Source organism: Haloarcula taiwanensis (genome assembly GCA_002844335.1).
Lineage (GTDB): Archaea > Halobacteriota > Halobacteria > Halobacteriales > Haloarculaceae > Haloarcula > Haloarcula taiwanensis.
Genome location: CP019155.1, coordinates 141,092 through 165,060, shown reverse-complemented (window position 1 = coordinate 165,060; position 23,969 = coordinate 141,092). Strand labels below are relative to the sequence as shown.

At 56.6% G+C, this 23,969-nt stretch carries 18 protein-coding genes and 4 pseudogenes; 11 read left to right on the top strand and 11 right to left on the bottom strand.

Annotated features, from left to right (window positions below; all coding sequences use genetic code 11):
• Positions 1 to 47: 47 nt before the first annotated feature.
• A pseudogene (locus tag BVU17_15900) lies at positions 48 to 1,657 on the top strand (hypothetical protein).
• A 204-nt stretch (positions 1,658 to 1,861) separates the two neighbouring features.
• Here BVU17_15900 and BVU17_15895 read toward each other — a convergent pair.
• From BVU17_15895 to BVU17_15885, 3 genes are all read right to left on the bottom strand, one after another.
• Complete coding sequence (locus tag BVU17_15895; protein AUG49069.1) at positions 1,862 to 2,170, bottom strand: hypothetical protein; 309 nt, start codon at positions 2,168 to 2,170, stop codon at positions 1,862 to 1,864.
• A 382-nt stretch (positions 2,171 to 2,552) separates the two neighbouring features.
• The gene (locus BVU17_15890; GenBank protein ID AUG49068.1) at positions 2,553 to 3,245 is read right to left on the bottom strand and encodes a hypothetical protein; all 693 of its coding nucleotides are present in this window, start codon (positions 3,243 to 3,245) and stop codon (positions 2,553 to 2,555) included.
• A 193-nt stretch (positions 3,246 to 3,438) separates the two neighbouring features.
• Positions 3,439 to 4,119 (bottom strand): IS6 family transposase, encoded by a 681-nt coding sequence (locus BVU17_15885; GenBank protein ID AUG49067.1) that lies wholly within the window; start codon positions 4,117 to 4,119, stop codon positions 3,439 to 3,441.
• A 27-nt stretch (positions 4,120 to 4,146) separates the two neighbouring features.
• On the opposite strand from BVU17_15885, the pseudogene BVU17_15880 reads away from it, so the two are divergent.
• The 3 genes and pseudogenes from BVU17_15880 to BVU17_15870 all read left to right on the top strand — a co-directional run bounded on the left by BVU17_15880 (position 4,147) and on the right by BVU17_15870 (position 7,942).
• Positions 4,147 to 4,713, top strand: a pseudogene (locus tag BVU17_15880) (hypothetical protein).
• A 52-nt stretch (positions 4,714 to 4,765) separates the two neighbouring features.
• Complete coding sequence (locus BVU17_15875; protein AUG49066.1) at positions 4,766 to 6,142, top strand: hypothetical protein; 1,377 nt, start codon at positions 4,766 to 4,768, stop codon at positions 6,140 to 6,142.
• A 60-nt stretch (positions 6,143 to 6,202) separates the two neighbouring features.
• A complete protein-coding gene (locus BVU17_15870) occupies positions 6,203 to 7,942 on the top strand; it encodes a hypothetical protein (GenBank protein ID AUG49065.1) in 1,740 nt (579 codons plus the stop codon).
• Between the two features lie 455 nt (positions 7,943 to 8,397).
• On the opposite strand, the gene BVU17_15865 is transcribed toward BVU17_15870, so the two are convergent.
• Positions 8,398 to 8,592 carry a hypothetical protein gene (locus tag BVU17_15865; GenBank protein AUG49064.1) on the bottom strand — a complete coding sequence of 65 codons (195 nt, stop codon included), beginning with the start codon at positions 8,590 to 8,592 and terminating at the stop codon, positions 8,398 to 8,400.
• A gap of 243 nt (positions 8,593 to 8,835) precedes the next feature.
• Here BVU17_15865 and BVU17_15860 point away from each other — a divergent pair, with 243 nt between their 5' ends.
• The gene (locus BVU17_15860; GenBank protein ID AUG49063.1) at positions 8,836 to 9,819 is read left to right on the top strand and encodes a hypothetical protein; all 984 of its coding nucleotides are present in this window, start codon (positions 8,836 to 8,838) and stop codon (positions 9,817 to 9,819) included.
• A gap of 291 nt (positions 9,820 to 10,110) precedes the next feature.
• Here BVU17_15860 and BVU17_15855 read toward each other — a convergent pair whose 3' ends face one another.
• A complete protein-coding gene (locus BVU17_15855) occupies positions 10,111 to 10,479 on the bottom strand; it encodes a hypothetical protein (protein AUG49062.1) in 369 nt (122 codons plus the stop codon).
• 145 nt (positions 10,480 to 10,624) lie between these two features.
• Complete coding sequence (locus BVU17_15850; protein AUG49061.1) at positions 10,625 to 10,921, bottom strand: hypothetical protein; 297 nt, start codon at positions 10,919 to 10,921, stop codon at positions 10,625 to 10,627.
• 475 nt (positions 10,922 to 11,396) lie between these two features.
• On the opposite strand from BVU17_15850, the gene BVU17_15845 reads away from it, so the two are divergent.
• From BVU17_15845 to BVU17_15830, 4 genes are all read left to right on the top strand, one after another.
• On the top strand, positions 11,397 to 12,206 hold the full coding sequence (locus BVU17_15845; GenBank protein ID AUG49060.1) for a hypothetical protein: 810 nt from the start codon (positions 11,397 to 11,399) through the stop codon (positions 12,204 to 12,206).
• 818 nt (positions 12,207 to 13,024) lie between these two features.
• Positions 13,025 to 13,513: a hypothetical protein gene (locus BVU17_15840; GenBank protein AUG49059.1), complete on the top strand. Its 489-nt coding sequence runs from the start codon at positions 13,025 to 13,027 to the stop codon at positions 13,511 to 13,513.
• A 260-nt stretch (positions 13,514 to 13,773) separates the two neighbouring features.
• Positions 13,774 to 14,154 (top strand): hypothetical protein, encoded by a 381-nt coding sequence (locus tag BVU17_15835; protein ID AUG49058.1) that lies wholly within the window; start codon positions 13,774 to 13,776, stop codon positions 14,152 to 14,154.
• A gap of 329 nt (positions 14,155 to 14,483) precedes the next feature.
• Positions 14,484 to 14,945, top strand: coding sequence for a hypothetical protein (locus BVU17_15830; GenBank protein AUG49057.1), 462 nt, complete (start codon positions 14,484 to 14,486; stop codon positions 14,943 to 14,945).
• A 733-nt stretch (positions 14,946 to 15,678) separates the two neighbouring features.
• On the opposite strand, the gene BVU17_15825 is transcribed toward BVU17_15830, so the two are convergent.
• From BVU17_15825 to BVU17_15815, 3 genes and pseudogenes are all read right to left on the bottom strand, one after another.
• Entirely contained in the window at positions 15,679 to 15,939 is a 261-nt protein-coding gene (locus tag BVU17_15825) for a hypothetical protein (protein AUG49056.1), read from the bottom strand.
• A 376-nt stretch (positions 15,940 to 16,315) separates the two neighbouring features.
• A pseudogene (locus BVU17_15820) lies at positions 16,316 to 17,811 on the bottom strand (transposase).
• Between the two features lie 210 nt (positions 17,812 to 18,021).
• The gene (locus tag BVU17_15815; protein AUG49361.1) at positions 18,022 to 18,816 is read right to left on the bottom strand and encodes a transcriptional regulator; all 795 of its coding nucleotides are present in this window, start codon (positions 18,814 to 18,816) and stop codon (positions 18,022 to 18,024) included.
• Positions 18,817 to 19,143: 327 nt separating this feature from the next.
• Between BVU17_15815 and BVU17_15810 the strand changes: the two genes are divergently transcribed.
• Entirely contained in the window at positions 19,144 to 19,950 is an 807-nt protein-coding gene (locus BVU17_15810) for a TrmB family transcriptional regulator (GenBank protein AUG49055.1), read from the top strand.
• Positions 19,951 to 20,061: 111 nt separating this feature from the next.
• Positions 20,062 to 20,393: pseudogene (locus BVU17_15805) on the top strand (hypothetical protein).
• A 161-nt stretch (positions 20,394 to 20,554) separates the two neighbouring features.
• Here BVU17_15805 and BVU17_15800 read toward each other — a convergent pair.
• Both BVU17_15800 and BVU17_15795 read right to left on the bottom strand, forming a co-directional pair.
• Positions 20,555 to 20,836, bottom strand: a complete 282-nt coding sequence (locus BVU17_15800; GenBank protein AUG49054.1) for a hypothetical protein — start codon at positions 20,834 to 20,836, stop codon at positions 20,555 to 20,557.
• A gap of 2,878 nt (positions 20,837 to 23,714) precedes the next feature.
• Positions 23,715 to 23,906 carry a hypothetical protein gene (locus BVU17_15795; GenBank protein ID AUG49053.1) on the bottom strand — a complete coding sequence of 64 codons (192 nt, stop codon included), beginning with the start codon at positions 23,904 to 23,906 and terminating at the stop codon, positions 23,715 to 23,717.
• Between the last annotated feature and the right edge of the window lie 63 nt (positions 23,907 to 23,969).

The following is a 23,969-nucleotide window of genomic DNA, read 5'->3' as shown; positions in this document are numbered from 1 at the left end:
ACGAACACCGACACACCGGCCTGCTGGAGCTCGTCTACCGCCTGCCAGCGACCATCGAGGTGACCGGTGCGAGCGGAACCACAGTTTCGAAAGACCTCGCTATCGGGACCGTCGGCACCGTTCAGACGACGGTCAACGTCTCCACGCTCGCTCACGGCCCCGCGAACATCAGCCTCTCAGCTGACGGCGTCAACATGCGAGCGGAGGTCGTCCCACGCGAGACCTTCGACAGCGACGGCGATGGCATCCGTGACTCTGTAGAGAACCAGAACTGGACGCTGCCGACCGCCGCCGCAAGCACGTTCTCGACGGACCCGTACGACGCTGATACTGACGGAGACGGCATCCCCGACGGGGGGAGGTCATCTACAAGACCAACGCTGAAAACGGCACGCTCACGACGACCATCGCGGTCGCCAACTCCGATCCGACCGAGGTCAACAGCGACGGGGACGAACTCACCGACCTCGAGGAAAACCGCGGGTGGAACACCTACCTCGCGCGCTCGCCCTCGACGGCTGAACAGTTCGTCAGCGCCCGCCAGAACGGTGGGGACGCCCTCGGCGTGCTCTGGAAGCAAAACGTCAGCTCCGACCCACTGTCGACCGACACCGACGGCGACCTGCTGGACGACCACGAGGAGCGTCGCCTCGGGACCAGCCCGACTGTCGCCGACTCCGACAACGACGGCAGTGACGACTACTACGAGGTTTCGAACGACTACGACCCGACCATCCACGACCACAAAGCGCCACTGGTCGAACCGCTCGAGGTCAGCGCCGACAACACTGCCCGAACCAGCTACACAGCTCGCGTCAGCGTCTCGGACCAGAGCGGCATCTCCCGAATCCAGTTCCACAAGGCCGGGAGCAAGCAGTGGTCGAGCCTTGGCGATGGCGCGACCGCTCGAAACTTCGACGCCAGCATCGAGGTCGAGCGTGACGCGCTAGACGCCATATACACCGGCGCAACCGGCTTCTTCACGCCGGTGACCGTCGACGCCAGCGCCACGGATATCCACGACAACCGCAAACGCACGGAGCTCAGCGGGCCGGACACGTTCGGACAGGCGGCCGACAAATACGCCAGCTTCCCGGCCAGTCTTGGCAAAGGCGGCTTCGTCGCCTGGATGGGCCTCTCCTCGGGCGCGTCGACGGTGGTCGGCGAGAGCGTCGCTGGCGTCGCCCAAATGGTCTCCGACCCTGGCGGCTACGCGAGCCAGATGGCCCAGCTGGCGACGACCATCGCCAACAACCCCGCGATAATCACGAAACTGCCCCAGATGATGGCGAGCCAGCTCCGCCAGCAACACGAGACCCGCAATCCCTTCGACTCCCGCGAGCAGTACTACCAAGAGTTTGGCGGCGGCTGGTCGCTGGGCTACTCGACTGGGACAGTGGCGCCCGCGTTTGCCTCTGGCGGGTCGAGTGTCCTCCAGAAGGGACTGAGTAGTTCATCGAAGCTCAGACGGCTGGTCGACGCCGCCGGCGCGCTCCTGCAGATGGACGACGCTGCTACCCAGCGCCGGTTTGTGAAGACCCACAAGCAAGGTGAAGTTTCGACAAACGAACTATCGACGGCCGTCAAGCACTACGACAACCTCGATCCGAGCGGCAAAGGCGCTGCCGACGATGTCCTTGCTGCAACCGGCGACGACGACGCCGAGAAACAGCGGGCGGCTCTGGGTGAGTAGCTCGCGTGCGGTATGATCAGTACAGGTCACACACCTATCACGCCCGGCGAACACTCCCCAGAAGTCTATCGGAAACGCCATGCAAGATATAGAGGATCAATGCAGCGATTGGCGTCCGTTGGTGATACGACAATATCGGTAGATCGATCGGTCAGAGACGTTCACCTACTACACACCATTCCTTGAGATGACAACCGTCACTGTCTGGCCGTCCCGTCCCATTGCTTGGACAGTCCAGCCGTACTCTTCAACAGCCGCGCGGAGGTCATCAGGAACGAGATCTGGATTGCCTGCGTCACAGTAGACACGCGGGAGAAAACGCCGCAGCCCTTCTGGGGGTTCTCGGCGATGTTTTTCAGGGAGTGCGACTTGTCCGCTTGCTTCGTCTGAAAACCCTTCAGCCCGATCAATGGCGTCATATCCGAGGTCATAGACAGCATCAAGAATGGTGTCGAGCGAGACCTGCTCCCCGCACATCTGTAGCTCTCCTCACCTCTGACTTATGAGGAGGACGATGATAAAGCTGCGCAGTGACTCGTCACGTAGCATAATCAAAGCTGTCGTATTCACAACTGACCGATGCTTTCGGTTTCGAATAGACTGCACCGTCGTGCAAGACTCGCGCTCTGTATCTTGCACGGCTATCAGAACACCTCTCAGAACTGGTAAAAACCTGACTATTAATACGCACACCCGCTGAGCGGATAGTTCCCTCAGCAGTCGTGAAACGACCCTGTTGAACTACTGCTGGTGGACTGAGTTTTTAGTGGCTTGCGTATCTGTACTGACCGTCCCGCACGCGAATTACTTACTCAGACCGACCGCTTTTTTCAGCGTTGACGGCGACGGCGCGAATAGATTACAGATGAGTCAAATAGCGGTGGCCACCGGCGGCTACTAGCCCGAGTCCAAGGAGCCACTGGAGTACGCTGGCGACGAACTGTATCACTGGCTTGCCTGGGGAGTAACTGGTGGTTACGACGGCGAAGCCGTCATCGGTCTCGACGATCATCCCACCGTCGTCGTACTCGTCTGCGGAGACAGACGGTAGATCGGTGTCTATCTCTGCACCGTGGACATAGTGGTCAGTCGTAAACGAGTCCCGCTGAATCACGCGGGCCAGTTCCGGTGGTGCTCTCTCGATGGGAACGGCGATAGCGTCGAGCGTCTGCATGGCTGAATGAGGGGTCAGCGTAACTCTGACCTGCCCTTCTGGCACCGTCTCCGAGGCACGATGCGTCGTCTGGGTCCGTTCGTAGAACTGCCCACCGTGGACGGCGTATGGCTGGCCTGCGGTCCAGTACTTGTCCGTTCGGTCGATGGTCACCGTCCGCGGTTGGCCACTCTCATTTGCCAGCCACGTCTCCAGCACACAGAGTTGTGCGCTGCTGGTGTCGGTCCAGCCATCACATCCGATGCCAGCGATGCTTTCCGGTCGATTTGCCCACTCGCCGTCGACAGAAAAGCGCATACTGTCGTCGGTGGCGGTCACGGATACGCGCTGGTACTCGTAGCGCTCGCCGCCGGGTGAGATAATGTGGAAGTGACCCACATTTAACAGGAGAACGGAACCGATGAGCAAAAAGATCAATCCTCTACGGGCGGGTGCGTCCAAAGCCACGAATTACCGATCCTGTATCGAATAAATATATGTTTGCTTCGGACAGTCCGGACTCTAGGGTACGTGTACCTCTCAGACACGTTGCTACCAATTAGTATATATATATTTGCCACCACGGCACTGTCTAGTTTTGTATCTCCTCAGCTGGCGTTTTTCCGTCAAGAGCTTGGATCGGTCGCTCGTGGTTGTAGTGGTGTCTGAACCGTCTGAGCCACTGTTTCGCGCTGGATTGACTGCCCCTCCAAAACGTGTGGAAGCGGTCGATTCGCATGGTCACAGCTTGGAACCATTTTTCGGTGTGGTTCCGGAGTCGATAGTCGAGCCGACCGCTCAAATCGTGGCGTGAGAGGGCAGTCAGATAGCCGCCAGCATCGACGAGAAACACTGTATCGGCAACATCGTGTTTCTGAGTGAGGCGATGCAGGAACGCCGACGCGGGGTCAGTCCCGCGGCGGCTGAACACGTCAACTTCGAGAAGCAGCTTTGATTCGGTATCGACAGCGGCGTACAACCACTTCTTTTCGCCGTCAATCTCGATTTGTTTCTCATCGACTGCGACCCGCAACGGCTGCGCCGTCGGCGGGTCGCCCTGTGCTTCAGACAGTGTATGAACCCAATTCCAGACAGCACCGTGAGAGCGATCGACACCCAGCAAGTCTAAGATCGCAACCGTCTCCCTGATTGACAGCCCCGCAGTATGGAGACGCACCCCAACTTGCCGGACGGATGTCGGGGTGCGCTCATTCTCCCAAATGTCTTGGCTGTCCTCATCTAACGTTTCTCTGAGGAGGTCTGCGAGTTGCATAGGCACTTCTCGCTACGACCTCCTCGCTTCTCAAACTCGCTCAACTAGACAGTGCCCACTGGGCTGTATTATCAAACATCGTATGATCTCAGTATTGGCGTAACAATTACCCGGGCTGTAATGGATGATGTCGGCCTGTACGTCGGCTACAACTGGGGAGTACTTGCTGTGGGTCTTATGCTCATCGCCGGGCTCGGCCTGATACTGATACTTGTCCTACGTATGTTAATAATCTACGTGACATACGCGTTGCTCCCACTCTTACTCGCATTCAAGCTTGTGAATGTCGGGCCATGGAAGCGTGTCAATGTTATGGGTGAGAAATTCATCAAAGTGAGCGCGAAATTAATGCTGTTTGGAGTATTGGTAACAGCGTTAATCTGGTCAAGTACACTGCTGACTGATTTCAGCACGTACGATAGTGCCTCCAGCGGAACGTTTGCCGGCGGGGCCGCGGTTGATGACTCTCTGCCTGATGGTAGATTTTCGACGCACGGACAACTTGCACAGTATATTCAGGACTTCTTTTTGCTCATCACACCTTTGCTGATGATCGACTTCGTTGGGTTCAAACTAATCATGGATCTGTTATGACGGGACCCTGTCCAGCCGACGCGTATCGACAATTCTGCAACGGAGGGAACCAATGAGTCTCGCGTTTCGGATCCAGTCTGTGCGAGAACACACGCAATTGCCTCTCACTGTCGGCTCCGACGCTACCGGACGGTCGGTCCCACTCGCTCTCGTCGGTCTCAGGGATCCCTTTCGAGACCTCGCCAATAGCGTATTCGCTGCCGTATTCGATCTCATCGTGAAGTTATTTGCAGATATCATAGATGAGTTCCTCCGCATCAGTCCTGCGCACCTCCAGCAGTTGGAATCCATATATCAGATCAGCGTTACTATACATTTCGCACTGCTTTTAGTGTATGCAGTATCCGTCTTTGGGTCGTTCCAGCTGTTCCCCAGCACAGAGAAGACGGATCCCTATCGGTTCGGTGTTCGCTCTCTCGCCGCAACGACATCAATCTGGATTGTAAATCCACCGGGAGGGGGCACGAATCTCTTTGGGAAGGGTGCATTTGCGTGGGCCTTTGTGGTCACGAATAATCTCTCCACATGGTATCTCAGTCAAGTTGGTACGTCTATCTCCTTCCAGAGTAGCACAATCGCTGGTGCGCTGAGCGGGCCATTTATGTTGCTTGCAGTAGGCATCCTCATCGGCAAGGTCATACTTCTCGCTGAGATCATTTTGCTGGTCCTGCTCGTGGCACGGCAGGTGTTAGTTCTAGTCACATATGGGTTGTATCCGGTCCTCATCCTCCTCTGGGTTGTCGACCACGGGCCACTGAAATACGGGAATAACCTCGCGTCGAAGATGTTCAAGACTGCAGTAATGCTGTTGGCTGGTGGTGTCCTCATAGCGGCCGTATTTACCGTCGGACTCGGTCTCATCGGTGGCAGTAGTCAGATATTCGCCGGTGGGACGCCAGCGACCCAACCAACAGCGCAGGGGCCACCAGTCCAGGGCGGTGTGTTCGCTAGCTCAGGTGGTGGTGATGTACTGCTGAATTTCCTCATTAAGGCCGTCATCATCATCGGGATTCTCGTCCTCCCGACCCTGATGCTGACACAGATGTTGGGCGCCGTCGGAACTGCTGTTACAGGCATTGCACAGGCTGGTGCCGCGGTTGCAACAAGTGGTGCAAGTGCTGCCGCATCAGTCGCTGGACAGGGCGGGAAAATGGTGGCAAAGAAAGGTGTCAAGAAGGGCGTCAAAGCGACTGCAAAGAAGAGCATGAAACAGGCCAAAAAGGGCGTCAAAAAGCGTGCAAAAAACGGCTTCAAGCCGGGTGGAAAAGCTGGAAAGTCAGGCACGGGTCGGTCTTCCAGTACGATGTCGCCTAACGCACAATCGCTGACGGATGTCTCGACAGCACAATCCACGCAACAGGCTGAACCGGATGATTCCGAGGCAGATAGTGAAACGGGCTCACGACCACAGCGAGGGCCGTCCGATTGACTGTATTATTTCACATCCAGATAGGAAATATTAATATGGGAAAGAGAAAAGGTGAATTAGATGGCGGAGTCGGGGCCCGAGCGTCTGGAGGTGGAGTCAACGTACGGCCAGGTGCTGGCTGTACCATTCGTAGCTCCGCTGCTGGTCGTTGACGTCGGGCTTGAGAGCCTCATCCAGTGGATTAATGAGCAACTGTTCAACGCAGTGTTCGAACTCATCGAGATCCTGTTTTCAAGCGTTCTCTCCGAGATGCTGAAGCTAGAGCCGTCGATGCTTGATCAGTTCCAGAGTATGTGGGACCTCTCGATGGTGATCTACTTCTCGTTGTTGACTATTTTCGGCCTGTCCTATCTGGGACTGTTCCAGTTGTTCCCGGACAACGAGAAGATGGACCCGCACCGGTTCATGTCACGCGCGCTGGCAGCGACGCTCTCGCTGTTCATCGTCAATCCGCCTGGAACTGGCACACTGTTCAGTCGCGGGGCCTTCGCGTGGGCGTTCTCGATATCCAACGCGAGCATCGATCTGTTCCTCAAAGGCGTCAATCTGAACGCTAGCTTGCCGAGCAATCCCGTCGCACAGACCTCCGTAGGGTCGTTCGTGATGTTGCTGTACGGAATCGGGATTTTGCTCGTCGTGGTGCTCTCTCAGATTGTGCTGTTCGTCGTTCTGGTCGCCCGGCAGGTCCTGGTGTATCTCACCTACGGCCTCTTTCCGCTGTTGATCATCTTCTGGGTGGCTGACGTCGGGCCGCTCAAGTACGCCAAAGAACTCGCTGAGCAACTGTTCAAGGCCACGGGAATGTTGATTCCGGGCGGGATACTCGTTGCCGGGATCTTCGCTGTCGGCACGAAGTTCACCACCAGAACGCTCTCGACGTTCAGTGGCGGTGGCACGGGCGGAACGACGACGGCTGTCTTCGCCAGCGGGCCGAACCCACTGATTCAGATGGCAATGCCGGCCATGGCAATCGCTGCGATGTGCCTGCTAAGCAACGTGCAGCTCTTCATGATGTTTGCCGGCTCCCTCGGCGGTGCTGCAGGGGCCGCTGCCGGTAAAGTGTCAAAAGGCCTGTCCGCAGGCAAAAACAAAGTTACCGGTGCAGTCGGCATCGGCGGCACCGGCGGCACCGGCGGCACCGGCGGCACCGGCGGTTCAGGCCCGACGCCACCGTCTCAAACGGGCGTTGTCGCATCGACTGTCCCGATGGAGGGCGGTGCTACCGACTCCCAGTCAGGGTCATCCGTGACCGACAACACGGCTCAGGACCTCTCAGCCACGTCGGTGGCGGAATCAGGACAAGCCTCTCTGGAGCAATACGAAGACGGAACGACGCCAGATGCACCGGCAAATCCGACTTCAGACAGCGACAGGTACCAAGAGCCAACGGAGCCCTCGCTCAGTGAACTCGACGACCGCGAGGAGTTTGAGGCCGCAGTCTCCGACGACTGGTCGGACGAGCAAGTCGACGACCTCTGGGAACTCAAGGGCAAACACGAGGACGGCTCTGTGGGCCAGAGTCTGGCGGCTGAAGTGCTCAAATCTGGTGCGGCAAAGACAGTCGGCACAGTCGTTGGCGGCGCCGTTGGCGGGCTTCTAGGCGCGCTCGTTGGCGGCGATTCCTCTGTTCAGCTTCGGCGGCCGCACGACCCTGCTGACGGTATGTCGCCGCCGGGACGAGCTCTACATTGTCGATACTCTCTCCCTCTATCTCTGACGACAACGCGCTCGCACGCTCGCTCACACACTCGATGGCTGCTTTGCGTTCGATACCGCGGAGTGCTCGTAGCCGCTCAGTAACGAGCCAAACGTCTGCAAGCGTGGCTATCATCTCCTCGTCGTCAAGATCATCGAAAGCGAGGTCGAACTGCCGGTCGGGGTAGTCAGCGAGGAGGTCAAAATCTGTCATACCGGCCCGAATTCGTTCGCGGATCTGCTGTTGGTCTCGTCGACGCTGGTGTTCGTCCTGCTCGGCAAACGCCATGCAAATCCGGGACCGCTGTGTCTTCGTCAGGAGCGAGGCGGGTTTGGCGACGGCGCTATCGTCATCGACCACGGGTGGACTGGGGACGCCACATAGCTGTGTCACTGTTGGACTGGAATGCCGTCACGGGTGTTTCCAGTTATTCGACCGGTGGTGTGGTAGACACGATTAGCATCGTTAATTTGTGTCGTCTCAACAGGCAAAAACGACTGCGGGTCGCTCCGGACACGCCATCTTCTGATGAATAGTGTGTGACGGATTCATAATCCGATTAGTCACGCCATTCGTTGATGAATGTTGGGGCGATGACGCCAACGCCGATGAGCACGGCGAAGTGAACCCATTGCTTATCAGTTACAGCTGTTGTGCCGTACACCGATACGAGGCCGAGTATGACGAAGACTGCTGTAATCTTGGTTTCTGTGCTGACCAAGTTATTCGACTTTGTGGAGGGCTGTTCTGACACGTTCAATCGTTCAGTTGCATCGCACATATACTCTTTCTACAATTTCAGAGCCAGCAACTACCGCTGACCGAGCCCGATACAGGAAGCATAACCGTCTACTGAGCAACTGCGAATGATTCTGTGACATGCTCTTGGCGTGCAACAAATTACCCCGAATCCCGGGACAACTGTTAGATTGAGGATCGGGTATACGTGCGATAGACATCACTCTCATACTGTTGGATTGCCATACTCCTGACCGAAATGAAACTCCCCGTGGGAATCACGACCCTCCACCTCTCACGAAAGAGCGTGTACCTGCTGGTCTTGGCGGTCGCCCTCACTGGGGGCGGTGGGTACAGCTACGTCCAGCAGGGACAGGCGGTTAGCGGCGCAGTCACGGTCCAAGCAACGGTCGACAGCGCACAAGTGGAGCGGATAGATAGTCGGCGAAGCATCGATTACGAACCGGAGGTCAAGTACACGTACGAATATCAGGGCGAGACGTACACGAGCGAGCAGGTGTTCCCGGGGCCGACCATTCGAACCTACTCGGATCGGTCGAAAGCGCAGTCCGTCGTTCGGTCGTACGAGCCGGGGACGACAGTCCAAGCGTACGTCCGGCCATCGGCTCCGAGCAACGCGTTCCTGATCAGGGAGCGGACCCCGTGGCCGACGCGAGCGCTCGCCGTCGGGAGCGTCCTGCTCGGCCTCGTCGTGCTCGCCGGACTGGGGGAGAAACGTCCGGGGCGACACGAGCCCCGCCCGGAGCGCGAGGTGCGGTCGCCGCCGTCCCGAACGTGGGTCGAACGCAACGACGAGAGGCTCCGTCGGCTGTCGAAATGGACACTCCTCGTCTGCTTCGTGGCGTTCTGGCTCTCGATGGTCGGGTTGGCGTTCGGCATCCTGAGCCTGAGCGAGGGGTCGGCACAGACGGTCGAGGCCGACCTGCTCGGACCGGTCGGTATCCCGCTGCTCGCGGCGGCCGGCTTCTGGGTCGGCATGATCCTCTCGCTGTGTCTGTACGGTCTCCAGTCGTTCAGTCGGTACCGACGGCTCCGGCGGCGGCTCTCCGAGCCGAGGCCGCCGAGTCCGTTCAAGCACCCGAGTCGGCTCGTCACGATACTCGGGACCGACAGAAACGAGTTATCCGAGTACGGCCAGCGCGTCCGCATAACCGGCTGGGCGTTTGTAATCGCTGCAGGGATGATAGCCATAATCGTACGGCTCCTCTATAGAGCTGTCTGAGGCCTATCTGGAGCCGTCGTGGGACCTGCCGATAGCAGGTCCTAGCACGGGGTCGCGGTCCGTCAGCGGATCAAGTCAGGAGCAACCGCAACCCATGCCGAACAGCCCTGCAAGTCGTAAAAAAGATAGAGGTATCGCTGTCACACTCTGGCTGTCGCCACGACGAGTTGATAGCCGTTCTGGGTGGGCGTCGGCTGCAACGTCAGTCCAACCAGTCCGAACTCCCGGAGCACTCCGGGTGGGACGCCGTCGGTATCTCATAGTTTGGCGTGAGAAACAGCGGGCACTGACTCAATCGCTCGTGGTAGTCTGGTCAGTACGGTTGGCTTGGTCCAAGTCGGCAATAGCTCCTGCCATGCCGAGAAGCATGAGCCCGTACCCAGCAAGCCCCGCCGGGACTGATGTTTGGAGAAGTAGTGACCCAGTGAATGCTCCAAGGCCACCAATAATGGCCCCCAGTTTCCTTGTTGACCGAGTGGGGTTCCGACGAGAAAGAGACACCCACTGCTGCTTATGTGCCAAAATCATTGACCTTACCGCCCCATAGAGTGGGAGGAGCGAGAGCATGATCAGGTGGTCCGCTGTGGCGAACTGTACTGCAAGAGCCGTCACTGCGAGTCCAACGCCTACTGAGATGGTGTATCGGAGGAAAGGGCGCATAGACGAAATTACAGCTACCAGAAACAAGTACGATACGGAATTTGAATACAGGCTTTCCGATCTTACTGAGTTGTTGTTTCATTCCATGCTGATGCCTCAAGAACACACTCGGTCAGCAGCAGTGAGTTCGAATCGATCACCGCTCTTAGTTGATAAGGAGGTTGGGTGTGACAAACAAAATTACGAGCATGCTCACCAGCACGACGAGTGCTGTGACCCGCAAGATGCCAGCTGCCCGTCGTCGAGGTTTCGGCAGGGACTCGGCAATGCCGGAGAGGGCCATCCCAGCGCTCAGACACAGTCCAGCATAGAACGGTGCCGCCCCTTCGACGATGACGTAGTAACCTTGCTGCCCGGCCAGCAAAAGTGCGCCACAGAGGTACACCACTGCAAGCCCTCTGGAGGGCTCGCCGAACACGGTTTCATCGATAATGGAGGGCATCGAGCGTGTCATCTCCCGCGACGGTCAAATGTTGCGGGGATTCGCGTACCCGCCACTAGGCTGAGTCTGGATTTAGCGTGACCTGCTGATAGGGTGCTGGTTCACGTCGGTATCTCTCACGGCTACTCAATCTTTCCTTGAGTCAGGAAGAACACGACTACGCTCAGTCGGAAGCACACAGCATCCTGAACGGCTAACAACCAGCCAGGGCTCTACGAAATCTTCTCCCGCTTGAATGATTCGTCAATACGTTATATATGGATGAACCAAAGCATCCATATCGTCGATTTCAGAAATAAGCAGTCAGGGAGGAGAACGCTACAATGAGCGGTCACCAGTTCCAATAATTCAATATATACTGTGCTGAATTTACCTCTGGTTGCTGATATCACCCTTCTTTACAACGGCACTACCGAAAACGCCGTCGAGCAAGTGTGCTAAGTGAGAGACACATCAAACACATCATCGCAAGATAATGCAACAGCTGTTCCCTCCACGTACATCGCTACCTGATGCAAAGTTATTCTCGGTATTCGTGGCTAACGCCGTGCCTGTAGCCGGGTTACTTCTGTTCGAGACATCAGCGGCAGCACTGTTAGTGTTCTATTGGCTCGAACTCGGCGTGACTATGGTCTGGGCCATTGTACGAGCCATGTTTGCTGGGAAGCTTCCCAGCGAGGAGACTGACCGCGAGCCGTTCAGCGGGTCTCAGTGGGCGACGTTACGGGTTATCTTATCAAGCAGGTTCTTTGACGATAGTGATGCAGACTCAACATCTACCGGCTCCAGTTGGCGAGCGCGCCAGATTCCAATCCCAAGAACCGAGGTTGGTATCTATCTCGGGACCATTCCTGGGCTCATTATCGTTATTTTCTTACTCAGCGTAGTGTGGGCTGGATTCGGTGGGATAGTCGCTGGGCCAGTTGTTGCCGCGGCGAACATGACCGAAACTCCGGCATGGCCACTTACTGGTGCCGGTGTCGTCTTTCTGAGTGAAGGGTGGCAAACAGTTTCAGACTATTTTTACCGCGGCGGCTACCGTGAAAAATCAGTCTGGACAGCAGTCAAGGGGGTGTTTTACAGAGGACTCGTGATCGTTGGTGTTGGATTACTCGTGTTGCTGACTGTCCGTGAATCTATAGAGGGTACGCCAGTCAGTCTTGAGCGTGCGGCCAGTGTCCCACTATTGTTCACTGTTCTCGCCTCCAAGTTCCTGATCGATCTTGTCGCATACTATGTCAACGGGCTTGAGCAGTCATTTCAGGAGCTGCTGTTTCCTGATTGAGCTCGCCCTGTACTGCCCTAACTGGTTTGTTTCTCCCTGTATTGGCCGAACCACAACTTGTAGGGCAAGTCGTTATTCAACTCTCAGAGTTATCTTCTCTGTTGATGAGATGAATAGACTGCTCAGTAGACTCCGAGTTGATCGGTCGGCCAAGGCCAATACTGAGTCCTGAAATCAACGAATTTTTCATTTATATCTTGTATGTTGTTATTGATGTTGGGGCTCACTTTGGCTAGTTATGTGCCTATTTCGCCTCTTAAAATAGGGGCAAGCGACCCCATTGGAATAGTCCTGACTGTTGCTCTCGTGGTGGTTGTAAATCTCATTATTTATGTCCTGAAAAAAGCGTTGAAAACAGTATTATAAAACGACTTTCAGACAAGTGTAGAAAGCCCGAAACCGACGATGGTTCATGTCGAAAACTTCCGGCTCGACAAGCAACGTCGCTTAATACTGCGAGTACAGAGGTGCGAAATGTGTCCCTGGACAGAACTCTTGTGGGTACAGTCCTGTTCGGAGCTCTCACACTGAGTGTTTACGGATCTCTGCCCGGAGTAGCCGGTGGGGCCATCGCGACCGCAATAGGGGTGGCCGCGACGATCCGCGGAGTCGAAAACGTGAGCGATTGGTGGAGATTATTCACCACTGAGTCGGTGCCACTTCGTGAATCTATCACGACTGACGGGTTAGTTCGAGTCCACGGGACCGTTCGCCCGCCTCGATCAGGCGACACCCTCGTATCACCGATTCGGGGAGAAGAGTGCGTAGCATACGAGTATAACATTACCCGTCAAGTGCAGGGGACTGGAGACCCTTCTATGGACGCTGGTATGGAATACAGTCCGTTCATCGTTTCTGACGGGACGGCCGAGATATATGTCAATCCCACCGATGAGAGTCTCTCACTGAACCACGAGATAAACACGGTCACAGGTTCTGAACTGCTGGAACGAGTAGATGAAGCAAGACTCGATCTGGACCCGTCGGCGCACACGGACTCCGGCTTGTTCAATAATCCAGTCGAGTTAGTGGAGGGAACACTCGGTGTCGGCGAGAAAGTACACATCGTCGGGAAAGCACGCACAGCGCCGGAACAAAGGGCCGCAGGTGCAGATGCAGTCATGACACCGAAGGAGGGACACCTGATAGTAGCAAACGATGAGCCACAAAGTGCCGCGTTGAGAACGGGTGCTCGAGGACTCTTTCTGCTAGTTCTCGGCATCTTACTCAGTGGTTTCGGCTTAGTCGCTTTCATGACCAATGTCGGCAGTCTAATTGAGATATTGCAGGTTATCGGTAGTGTTTGAGTTGTGGTATCCTCGGCCCCTTGTGCTGGGTGCAAATGAACGCGTGTTGATCATCAACAGTCACGTCCACGTCGCGACTGTGGCAGTCTTTCTGGTTTTATCAGATCTTCTGAACGTCGTGTAAACTGGAAGGCGTAGGTCGATAAGAATGAGTCCGATTGGATGTGGCTGAGAAAAACACTTGGATGGCTGCGAAGACAGGGCACTTCTCAGCACATACAACAATTAATTAGCCCTCTCGCCCTATATGTCGAGACAGAATGCCAATCTCCAAGGAAGAATTCGAGTCGGGAACAGTAGAAGTGAGTGGTGACGAACCGATTGCCAACGACGAAGAGGGACCAATCGAAACTGAAAAAGACCTCATAACATCGTTCTTAAGCGAGCGCCCGGACAAAGCATTCACTGAACGGGAAATTGCTCTCGGCGTTGATTTTAGCCCTGTATTTATGGATCGGACGCAGAATCCACTTGGGGCGTTCGCTGACGGTCTGATCGACTTCGCCGGTGATGTTGCCGCCACGACAATCGTCGTCAATGATATTGACGAAGCACTCACCGAACTTGTTGAAGAAGGAATCGTGACGACCAAACAAATGGAGACGGAAAGCGGAACTTCAGTCTATTACAAACTGGCATAGCTCACAGTAAGGGCTCACTTGTTGCTGTCGGCCTATATACATCGCATCCACCCGAGCGAGAGTTCTGAGCACTCTCTATATTTGCACAGCATCGAGAAACTGCGGGCATTGAGGCGGTTGTTTGTGGTAATCTGGTCAGTACAGAGGTTGTATATGTCACTCTGTGAAGCTGTATGACGATCTGGATATTGAACCAGCCCGGGAGCGGGTGAAGGAGACAGACGACTTCCCGCCGCTGTCGCGGGTGGCCCAACCTCCCCGTGGATTAGTGCATTGCGCAGTGAGAACACACCGAAATCGGTATTTAGTATTCCTAAATAATTACAGATGTGTCAAAGCTGTCTCTGATAAGTATAACACTGGGGGTTATGCTGCTCGGAGCTGCTGGATATATCGCATACTCCCAACAGCAAAGCCTCTCATCCGGAGTACAGATTGAAGCCACCGTAGAGAGCAAAGATATCACCTATTCCTCAGACAATGGAGGTAGGTACACACCCCACGTTACGTACAGCTACACGTACAACGGAACCCAGTACACTTCTGAGAACATCAGACCGGGGATAGGAACAAAAACGTCCAACACAAGGACTGCCGCCGAAAACAGAATCGACCAGTATAATGTCGGGGAGACAACCACGGCCTATGTTGTGCGAGGCTCGCCCTCGAAATCGTATCTCAAAAAGAAGAGTAACCCGCTTCCACTTATGACTAACCCTCTGCCCGCTATAATCGGCGTTTTAGGCTTGGCCTTTGTCGGATTACCAGTCTACAAATCCGCGGCTTCTTAATTGCGAACTGCTCTGTCGAGGCGACACCCATCCACTCGGATACTGAATCTATGCTCTGTGCTCTGCTCTACGTCTCAAATGCCATTCGGAACGAGGTTATCACATCTTGAGGTCGGGCTCACATATGAGTGGCACGTATCGACCCATTTGAGCGGCACTGACTCCCACACCTTGCGATGGCTGATGCGCGCTCTGTATCCAGCAAGTTATGATGAACATCAATGCAATCTGTCAGAAATGTCAGCTGTCATTCGCAGGCCTACTGACCAGCCAATCCACGATCAATAGTTCTGCAATCAGCACCCTGTTGAGCGGTCCTACGCCCCCTTTCGACTAACCAACACTGGACCACTTCTGCCACCAAGTGTTGGTTAGCGGACCACCACCCCGGAAGTACAAGCTATCTTTATTACACCCTATCACAGGCCGCCAGAGTATCGCCTCCACAGCCACTCAAGTGCCCGAACTGCAAATCACACCCATCTCGATCCTCCAGAGCAAGCCCACTCAAACACGCATATTCTCGCACTACTCGTCCCCTCCCGGAAGTACAAGGGGGCTTTACATACAACTCGCCCGTCAGCCACAGATACGTACTCGCGCCGTTGTGGGGCCTGCCTCACCAGGCCCCGGCGCGGGGTCGCGAGCTGTCAGGAGTCGTCTCGGAAGCCATCGCAACCCATGCCAAATAGCTACGCAAGTCGTCAAAAAGACAGAGGTATCGCTGTCGCGCTCAGGCCGTCGCCACGACGTGTTGATGCTCGTTCTGGGCGGGTGTCGGTTGGAGCGTCAGCCCAGCCAGCGCCAGCTCCCGAAGCACCTCGGGCGGGACACCCTCAGTCTCGGGAAGCACGGCATCGAGCGTCCAGGCGTTGTGTTCCGAACGCACCGGCGGCGTCGTCTCGACCAGCACGGTCGGCACGGTCTCCCGCAGCGCCCGGGCAGCACGCTGGATACGCTTCCGGTTCTCGACCGTACAGCGGACCGAACTCATGCTTCCACCGCCCGGACGAGATCGTCGACAGACCTCGGACCCTCGTCGATGGACGACGTCGACGACGGCCCGGTCCCGATCCTCGAGGCCGCCGACGTCGACTCACGTCTCGATGTCCGGCCCGAAGAGTTCAGTGAGCTCAAGACCAACCAACAATCGGCGCTGCTTCGGTATCTGCGCCGTCTTACTCCTGAGGCTACAGTGGGTTTAGCGGGTCTGTGATGGGTGGTTTCGGGCGAATTTTCGAGGCGAAGCTGCTTCGGATCTACTCTCGATAGTCTTTTTATGTCGTACTACTAACCAGACCGGTGAATTTCTAAGATCCCCGGCAGCGTTGCCACTCAGGAATCCGTATTGCCCCGGACAGAGTATCTCTCTATCCGATTCCGGTCTCCTTCTTCAGCAGCGTGAGCGTATTGTCACCCGTCAACTCGACATAGAGAGCAAATCGACCGCTCGCCAAATCGAGTACAGGAGGCACGCGAACGCGAAGTCGAAGAACCGTAGCCCGAAATCATCTGAGGTGGTGGCAGCCATGAACCGTTTGATCGACCTGTACCCACTCTTGATCTCCCAGCGATAGCCGTACTCCGTGAGGTGACCACTCCCGCAATTCGTCATGAACACCGAGTACTGCCGGTGATCGTCGTGTTCGAAGTCTTCTTTTCGACGATAGATCAGTGTCGTCTTGTGCCACTCACTCTTCTCGAGATGGAGTTTGCGGTCAGTCTCGTACCGGTCCTGGTCACGCTGGAGCAATCGCTTCGCCTGAGCCTTCTCGCTGGTCTGCATTCGCTTGGGAACGACGTAGGAAAGGCCGCGCTGGCCGATCATCTCTAAGACGTGCTGGCTATCGAACTCCCGGTCCGTCAGCACGTTATCGACGTGAACGAGACCCTCAGCCGAATCGAGCAAGTCATCGACGATCTCCAGTCGTGTCTCCCCCTTTTGCACCGGCCGCGCGTCCAGCACAATCGGGACGGCATTGCCGACCAACTGCACCGTCGCCCGCTGGTAAGCGATTCGTCGGTCTTCTCCTTCGTCCCGATGATCTCGTCTTCGTAGCCCGTTCTATCGCCCGTGAATGGGTCAGCTTCGGTAATGTCGAGTGCGACGATCCCTGCTCGAAAGAACTGCTCTGTCTCGGCAACTTCGTTCAGGAGCCGAGTGATGGCCTGTCGGTACATCTCTCGCACTTGGTCAATCGAGCGGTCCCGAATCTGCTCCCGATGGGTGTGGCCCAGCGGCGTCCGATCCCGAGTCGACTCGTAGACGAAACTGCGAGCTCCCTCGTTCGCAGCCAGCCGTTCGCGAAGTCCGAGACATGTCTGCAGGCCCCAGTAGGCGTTCTCGTGGATCTCACACCCTCGCCACGGTCCAGCGAGAATGCTGGGAAGACGACGCGGCTGATGTGACCGCTGATCTTCGCTGCTTCTTCTAAAACAGTCTGGTCGTCTGGATCGGTCGCCCCAGACTCGTCGTTATGATACTGGAGGTTCCGTTCCGGGTCACGAGGAGCCGCAATACGGCATTCTGTGCGTTGATGAGGAGCGTCCGAGCCGTTCTCTCAACTGTCTCACGGAGGTCGGCACTGAAGCGCTTGTTCCAGCTGCGCCAGAGTGTCGACTGATCGGGCACGGAGTCGAACTCGAGCGAGCGACGGGTACCTGAGTGCTGCCGAAGACACTCGACGAGCGCTGTTTCGTGGTCCCAGCCGTACACCTCTTTCAGCAGGAACGCTCTGAAGAGCTGTGGCATCTCATATCGGGTCGGACCGGAGTACTGGTTGTGGGGATTGAAATCCACGTAGGAAAGTGGATACTGACAGACGAACGCCTTGACCGAGTCGTGGGCGTTTTGCTCGAACCAGATTCCAGAGACGGTCCGGAAATCCTCATGAGCGCCGTCAGTGAACGCTGGTCGTACAGTGGTGTCGAGTCGTAGGCCGGCCAGTCGAGATACTGTGTTGTCGCTATGGAACGGAAGATCTCCCGCCGAGAGACGGCAATCGGTGCCATCCGGGACATGTCTGCCGGTCTGGGCTTATTATCTGAGGTTCTCTCCGACGCTCACGAGCGGGACTCAGGTCTCCTCAGCTTCGGGATCGTTCACAGACAGCAATCCCGTCGCCATCAGCCGTCGCGTGATTGCGACCAGCCCGTTGTCGAATCCGCGGCCGAAGACGCCTTGTTCGTGCTCACGGCCGTCTGCCCCCGTTTCGGTGAACGAACTCACCAGAATCGCCTCGCGGTCGGCCAGTAACAGGCGACTGATTTCGGTATCGTCGCCTGGAAGCGGTGATCGGCTCAACCAATCCAATTCCGAGACGAACACTTTGACACTAGAGAGGGCATCTTGAACCGTGGCCTGGAGCTCTTCATCGACCGTCCCGATGATGACGTTCACACCTCGTTCCTGAGCCGACTGTAGTTGTTCGGCCAGCTGGTCGGTGAAAATACTCTTGTGGCCGACCACGAGGAGCAACTCCTCTGTCGCTCCCTCGACCAACTGCCGTGTCCGGCTCGTAATGCCCCGATTCCCTGAGATAGACCACACCTCGTGGGTAGCCTCTGTCGAGTCTCCCTCGTCAGCTGGGTCGAGTCCGCTCAGGGCGCTCCGGAGTGACTCGGTCCGCTCGGCGTACTTCGACTGGAGAGTGTTGACAGCCTCGTCGATGGAGACCGCTCGAAACACCTGCGGGTTCGAGTGCTGGGTCTCGACTAGTCCCTTCGATTCCAGGACGCGAATCGCGTCGTAGACGCGGGTCCGGGGCACCTCGGAGGTCTCGCTGATGTCCTTGGCCGTCCCACGCCTGCGACGTGCGAGCGCCACGAACGACTTGGCCTCGTACTCTTTGAGCCCGAGTTGCTGGAGCAATTCGATCGCTTGGTCTTGGTTTGAAACATCGTCCATTGGTCCCAACCTCGATTGCTACCTTCTGGTTCGTGCCCTGGGTGTTTAGTACGTCGCACGAGAGATACCAATGTCACTCAGATCCTCACAGAGTACCCTCGTCTTTGAATGTTTTGAGCGTCTCAGAACCGGTACTATTCAGACATTCACTCAGTTAATCACAGTACTTCTTTGTGCGGGTAGCACGAGAGGTAGAGTGGCGTGTAGGCACAGATTTGGTCCCAACCTCTCTGTCGCTACACGTCAGAAACCACCATACCCGGTGGTTTTCACGTGATTGGTGACGAGCTAATGTCCGGCGACCCATCCGACCACGCACGATCCACGGCCGTCAAGCAGCTCAAAGCGCTTGGCCTCAGTACCTACGCCGCCCGGACATTCGTCGCCCTGGTCAGTCTGGGCGAAGGGACTGCACAGGACGTGAGCGACGTCGCTGACGTCCCCCGAACACGTGTCTACGACGCAGCTGACGAGCTTCATGACCGCGGTCTCGTCGACGTGAAACAGTCGAGTCCCAAGCGATATTGGGCCATTTCGACGGAGACGGCCGGCCGTCACTTCGAACAGGAATACGACCATCGAGTGATGGTCCTGACAGACGCGCTCGACCAGCTTGCATCAGCGAATCACAGCACTGAACAGCAGGGTGTCTGGACGGTAACCGGCCGGGATACCGTGACCGAACGCATCCTGGATTTCATCTCGTCCGCTGATGATGAGGTCGTGTATATGACTGCCGAGGAGCTACTGACCGACGAAATCACTGAGTGCCTCTCGACCGCCAGCGACCGTGAGGTCTCGATTCGGCTCGCAGAGATGTCACAATCCGTCGAATCCCGACTCGAAGGGAACGTACCTGACGCGCAACTGTTCGAATCGGTGTGGAACTGGTCGGATACGCCTGCTGGTCGCCTCCTCATGGTGGACCAGGAAAAGACGCTCGTGAGTGTGCTCGTCGACGGTAACGGTGAACACCCACCCGAACCGCGTGACGAAACTGCTATCTGGGGCGCAGGTCAGACGAATAGCCTCGTCATCGTGCTGAAGGCACTGTTCACCTGGCAACTCGACGACGACCGCGGGGCGGCCAATAGATAGTCACTCAGATTCTCACACCAATGTTATACGGACCCAGATAGTAGGGATGTAAACGGACGCCATAGCGGTTTCTCCGCTAATACTTCGTCCGACGACGACCGGTGACGGAAAATGCACGACAATACAGACGAGGGAGGTGTCTCGGATCCGACCAACCACCCCGAAAGCACAGATACAAGCCCCACTACGGTTCGTCATAACTGGAGGAAATCGGGCTGCCCCAGTGTGGCGATTGTTGAAGCAGTTGCGGCGGCCACCAACCAGGAAACGACTGACCTGCCACCGTTACAGGAGACGATCGAAGCCGATGCACTCGATACGCTGCTCGATGGCCGGTCGTCGTCGGTCGCAACCTCATTCCAGTACGCCGATACTGACGTCTCTGTGACCGGGGACGGCACATCGAAGTCCGAGTTGATGGACTCTCTCGGGAATCGGAGTGATACCCACAACTACCGAGTGATCGATTGGTGTGGGAATTTTGTAGAAACTACATTACATTAACTCGGCTATGATATCAAAACACCCACAACCCTATTCCTCTGGGGACCCTATCCATAGTACGGAACACAACATACACTGTGCGTTTAGCCCACTGTGAGGGCTACTTGAAACGGGAGTACCCGTCCACAGTTATCCATTTCTCTTCGCGCATCGGTTGCGCGGAACGCATCACCAAGTGAGGCGTTTCGCAACGAGAGCTATCAGTAAAAGTCGAGCAAAAAAAGAAGAGTCTGGCGGCACACTGAATGAACTGTTCGAAATACTCAGCCACGAGTACCGGCGTCGCATTCTCCTGGCCGTTGCCCAACAGAACCCGCGGGACGAGGACGACATCACATCGGAGACAGTCGCGGGAGAGCACGATGGCGACGCGCTCGAACATGTAAAGACGGGACTTCGATGGTCCCGACCAGCAACTCAAGAACACTCGAAATGGGGGGTGACACCTCGTCACCGAGGGCACTGACGAGCGACTGGAGGGCTTCGATGTCTGTTCTTGGCCGATGTCCATGCCGAGTTCGTCGATGAAGGCTATGTCGGTGCTGTGCTGTCGGTCTCGCTGTCGTCGGTGGGGTTCTCGTGGCATCGTGACTATAGCGTCTGTCCCCGGAATCGAGCCGGGCAGTGCTGACCACAGCACGGGCTATCGGCGACGTAATGAGAGCTATCTGGACGCGGTAGGTGGCTCGTGGCAACTCCGGGCCGTCCGGTGGCTTTGCCCCGTGGCAACAGACTGGATGGGACCATCAGCACTCTTCGGACACTGCTCCCGGGACCAGCGTGGTCAGGCTCTCACGGAGGCATCCTGTCCCAACCGACTGTCAGCTTCGCAGTCCTCCGGATTGACGCCGTAGGGGGTGCGTGGCCGGTCATCCTTTGACCACCGCTCGACGTTCGATGACAACGTCATGTGCGTAGTCACCGCGGCGGTACTGGTCGTAGTAGCTCTCGATGGTGGGGAACTCTGCCGTCCACTCGGTGTAATTCGTGGCAGTGAGAGACCAGCAACAGCGATTCGCTGTCGGTGGTCGTGATGGCGACGATCTCGCCGACTGCCGGGTGGGTAGTCATTGGTCCGCCTCCCTGCCAAACGGGCAATCGATGGAATGTTGATATCTACTTGGTAGTGTATCACCAGATAAATGACGGCCAAAACGACTTTTACGGATACTTACCAATGGCTGTGATGAGTTCCAGAGGCCGGAGTGACTATCAGTGAGCCTACTCAGGGGCAGTAGTTGATCCGGACCCGGAACTCGATTTGAGATTGACGATATCGGATGGTGGCGGAAGCGCTAACTGCAGCACGGCTGTCCCCCGGCTGGCCACCATTCTGTTGCCGGGCCGCCTGTGGCTGTGTCGTACCCGATGAGAGAACAAACCATGAGTCTAAGTCACAACTGTTTTTGATACTAAGTGTATACCGTTCGGTTGGGTTCTGGTCCCCGCTCCATCTCCCCCCAATCCACTCCGGATTCATCGATTGGTCTGGGTCCAGAACCCGTCGTCGTGGATGACGACTTCGGGTGGTGCGTTGCACACCACTTCCTACACCCCCAGCAGCCCACCACCTTTATACACCGACTCACACCCCCGGCGAGTCGGCTGTCTACGTGGCACTGAGACCGGTCGCTGTTGTTCTTGGGACTGGTCGAAGCACGATTCCAGCGCTTGCTTGCGGTTCGACGGAAACCGCAACCGATTTTATTCAGACTCCTGCTATCTTCAGCCGGGTTCTGGTCCCCGCTCAGCACCCCCATAGGACCGATCTGATTCAGCGAGTAGTCCGGGTCCAGAACCCGTCGTCGATTCAGTCGACGCTGGATTGGCTATGATACGTCGTTTCTCCGAGACCGTCCCTCATCTGTTCTCTGCGCTGACTGGGGTCTGTGTGTCGTCTGGGTCTCATCTGCAGAACTACGTCTGTGAGTGCGGTCATCGCTGGCGTCTGAGCGGGCAGCGAACCCGGTCGCTGGAGGCCTGAAACTGGATGACAGGGGCGAATGAAAATTAATTAGAGGGAATGCATAGCGTAGCCACGGGTTCTGATCCCCGCTACAGACTGGCGTCTAGGATGGTTTCGGTTGAGCCGTGCCGTGTGCGGGGTTCAGAACCCGCCCGTGCCTCTGACAGAGGAGTGGCAAGTTCTGTGCCCGTTGCCACCGACCTCCGCTTTCTGGCAAGCGGTCAAAAACCGCGTGGTATCTTGCTGACTTTGGGTGTCTGTAACGGCTGTCAGTGCCGTTGCCCTCCAGCAACGCGACGGTGGATTACACAGGCATGGGTCTGGCACCTTTCCCCAGCCTCTCCGTTGTTTCAGTCCTAGAGTCCGTTTTCTGAGGCACTTCGTGATATATTCTGCTTCTAACGTGAGTCGCAAATTACATTTACAATTACTGCATACAGAGTGAACGCCAGCACGAAGCAAACCGCTTTGTACTGGATACTTGTCAGAGGCACGAGAACTGGTCCGTCGTCGCATCCGGCGACGGGCCGTCTCGCGGCTCGGATGCCGGAATACCCTCGAACAGTAATGATTATTTATTGGGTCTACATATATTCCGATAGGGTACCAGTCGGTCATCACCTGCCCAGTGATCACGTGCCTCTGACTACACCGGCCGACTGGGTCCCCACTTCTGACCGCTGTTCGCCGTCGCTATGTGGGTTATAGGGGCATTATTGTGGACCCCCATCAGCACAGGTTGCGGTAGATCACACAGGCCTCTGAGCGTTCGGCCTGCCGTTGGAGGAGGTGTCTACCGGCGTCAGTTAGTGTATGCACGTTAATACGGGCGTCGATGGCTCGCTTGACGACATCTGTATATCCCAGGTTCGGGAGTCGCCGTTGACGACGAGGACGTCACCCACCTCGATGCGCTGAACCGTGTCGACAAGCGGTGGGTCAACGCCAGTGTCGACAGTCATCACAGCATTTCAGGGTGATATAACCAGCGCCACCAACGTTGCGCACCGGGCTGACCCGTGGGGAGAGAGCATGCCACTGAAACCGGCAGGCAATGACTCGCCCGGGATGGGAGAGCCTGTGACAGCACCACGACCTCGTGTGAGATGGCGGAGCCGTCTCGTGATCACGAGAGACGCGGCGCGTCTTTCGAACGACACCGTGAGACGAGCGAGAAACACTCGCAAATGACTCTTTCGGCGTTCCACGGGTCGGAACCCTCTACCAGCGATAGCCGCACTTAGCTGGTATTCCCCATGCGTGGGAAGCCGCGCCGTTCACGGCGCGGAGCATATCACTCGAGCGAAAGGTCCTTTGCCTGCCACCCTTCGACACAGGTGAAATCGTCCGTTATCTCGCCAGCAGGGAGTGCCAGCAACTCGTCCTGTGTGAACTGTACCGCTTCGGCGACGGCACCGGTAACCTCGAGTCGCCATCTCTCTGGACCAACGGTGTTTGGAACCGCATGCGATTCGAGTATGTCCATTGTTAGTAAGTCCCCGCTAGTACTTACTTAGCGGAGGGGAGACACGCCCAGCACTAAGCTTCT

Excerpts from the sequence above, each read along its gene's own strand:
- BVU17_15835 (AUG49058.1), top strand. The coding sequence starts at position 13,774 with ATGCCAATCTCCAAGGAAGAATTCGAGTCGGGAACAGTAGAAGTGAGT.
- BVU17_15810 (AUG49055.1), top strand. The coding sequence starts at position 19,144 with ATGTCCGGCGACCCATCCGACCACGCACGATCCACGGCCGTCAAGCAG.
- BVU17_15895 (AUG49069.1), bottom strand. The coding sequence starts at position 2,170 with ATGTGCGGGGAGCAGGTCTCGCTCGACACCATTCTTGATGCTGTCTAT.
- BVU17_15875 (AUG49066.1), top strand. The coding sequence starts at position 4,766 with ATGAGTCTCGCGTTTCGGATCCAGTCTGTGCGAGAACACACGCAATTG.
- BVU17_15860 (AUG49063.1), top strand. The coding sequence starts at position 8,836 with ATGAAACTCCCCGTGGGAATCACGACCCTCCACCTCTCACGAAAGAGC.
- BVU17_15840 (AUG49059.1), top strand. The coding sequence starts at position 13,025 with ATGGACGCTGGTATGGAATACAGTCCGTTCATCGTTTCTGACGGGACG.
- BVU17_15870 (AUG49065.1), top strand. The coding sequence starts at position 6,203 with ATGGCGGAGTCGGGGCCCGAGCGTCTGGAGGTGGAGTCAACGTACGGC.
- BVU17_15800 (AUG49054.1), bottom strand. The coding sequence starts at position 20,836 with ATGTTCGAGCGCGTCGCCATCGTGCTCTCCCGCGACTGTCTCCGATGT.
- BVU17_15825 (AUG49056.1), bottom strand. The coding sequence starts at position 15,939 with ATGAGTTCGGTCCGCTGTACGGTCGAGAACCGGAAGCGTATCCAGCGT.
- BVU17_15855 (AUG49062.1), bottom strand. The coding sequence starts at position 10,479 with ATGCGCCCTTTCCTCCGATACACCATCTCAGTAGGCGTTGGACTCGCA.
- BVU17_15850 (AUG49061.1), bottom strand. The coding sequence starts at position 10,921 with ATGCCCTCCATTATCGATGAAACCGTGTTCGGCGAGCCCTCCAGAGGG.
- BVU17_15845 (AUG49060.1), top strand. The coding sequence starts at position 11,397 with ATGCAACAGCTGTTCCCTCCACGTACATCGCTACCTGATGCAAAGTTA.
- BVU17_15795 (AUG49053.1), bottom strand. The coding sequence starts at position 23,906 with ATGGACATACTCGAATCGCATGCGGTTCCAAACACCGTTGGTCCAGAG.
- BVU17_15885 (AUG49067.1), bottom strand. The coding sequence starts at position 4,119 with ATGCAACTCGCAGACCTCCTCAGAGAAACGTTAGATGAGGACAGCCAA.